Genomic DNA, 765 nt, shown 5'->3' with positions numbered 1-765 from the left:
TGGGGCGCGCGGATCCGCATGCCGGGGTTCAGTTTTCAGAGACCGTTGACAGCCCTTCGAGCGGTGGGCAAGGTGCCGCTGTAACCGAGATGTTCGCTTCTCCTCGCGTGACGCTAGCGGGCGATGCATGGCGTTTCGCGCTGCCTGGCGTTGCCCTGTGATGCAGTCGCAGTGCGCACGGGACGTGTCAGACTTGTCGCCGCGTCACCCGAGGGGAGAGGAGCTGGTCGTGTCCGGCGAGACGAGCCCGACGATGCGGCGTCGTCCACCGGGCCCGCGATGTTGTGAAACTGCTGGACCACTACGGGGTGGCGAACGAGGACGTGCGCGGCCAGTTGCTCGACCTGGTGCGGGACTCCCGCGAGCAGGACTGGTGGCACAGCTTTCCAGACGCCGTGCCTCGCTGGTTCGAGCGGTTCATGGCCGCGGAGAGCAGCGCGGTGAGCGTCGAGAAGTTCGAGACGCAGATCGTTCCCGGCCTGCTGCAGACGCCCGAGTATGCCCGTGCCGTGTTCCGGGCGGCCAACACCAGCCTTGACGATGACGAGATCGACCGGCGGGTCACGGTCCGGATGGAACGTCAGAAGCGGCTCACCGGCAACGAGCCCCTTACGCTGTGGGTCGTCCTCGACGAGTCCGTCCTGCGTCGTCACGTGGCGGGACCGATGTCATGCGGGCACATCTTGATCATCTGGCGGGTTGTGCGGCCCGGTCGAACATCGCCATCCAGGTGCTGCCGTTCGCGTTCGGTGCCTATGCGGCCTT

Annotated in this window: 1 protein-coding gene; it reads left to right on the top strand. The window is 66.4% G+C overall.

Annotated elements, in window-relative coordinates; genetic code table 11:
• Window positions 1-284: 284 nt before the first annotated feature.
• Window positions 285-765, top strand: a 481-nt coding sequence (locus U9980_RS12970) for a DUF5753 domain-containing protein (RefSeq protein WP_322768137.1), incomplete at its 3' end; no start/stop codon positions are given.

It is taken from the genome of Protofrankia sp. Cr1 (assembly GCF_963555865.1).
In the GTDB taxonomy this organism is placed as follows: Bacteria; Actinomycetota; Actinomycetes; order Frankiales; family Frankiaceae; genus Protofrankia.
The sequence above is the reverse complement of the archived record's forward strand: the minus strand, read 5'-3'. Positions and strand labels throughout refer to the sequence as shown.